General features: G+C 70.4%; 1 protein-coding gene. It reads right to left on the reverse strand.

Features of this window, described 5'->3' with window-relative positions; genetic code table 11:
* Positions 1 to 527 (reverse strand): IS5 family transposase (locus IBL26_RS25490; RefSeq protein WP_187787288.1); only part of this gene is annotated, 527 nt, incomplete at both ends.

Genomic DNA, 527 nt, shown 5'->3' on the forward strand with positions numbered 1-527 from the left:
ACCACCCAGCGCCGTGGCAGCAGCACGAAGCCACGCTTGGCCTCGGACAGCTTGACCACTTCCAGTTCAATGCCGTGTGCCTTGGCCGCATCGGCCGCCCTTGTACCGGTGTAGCCCTGGTCGACATAGGCCAGTTCGACGCTCTGCCCGGTGGAGGCCTGCACCGCCTGGGCCAGGCGTCCGACTTCGGCGCGGTCATCCGCGTTGGCGGGCGTCACGTGCAAGGCCAGCAGATGGCCCAGCGTGTCGACCGCCAGATGCAGCTTGGCACCCTGCTTCCGCTTGGCGCCGTCATACCCGGCCCGCGCGCCGCTCTCAGGCGTGGAGCGGAGCGTCCTGCTGTCCAGGATGGCAGCGCCGGGCTGGGCTTTGCGGCCAGCAGCCAGGCGCAGGACAGTGCGCAGATCCTCGGCCAGCGCCTCGAAGCAGCCGGCCGCCAGCCAGCGCTGGGCCTGCTGGTAGACCGCGGCCCAGGGCGGCAGGTCGTTCGGCATCCAGCGCCAGGGCGCCCCGGTCTTGATCACATA

Source organism: Teichococcus aerophilus (assembly GCF_014490485.1).
GTDB lineage: Bacteria > Pseudomonadota > Alphaproteobacteria > Acetobacterales > Acetobacteraceae > Pseudoroseomonas > Pseudoroseomonas aerophila.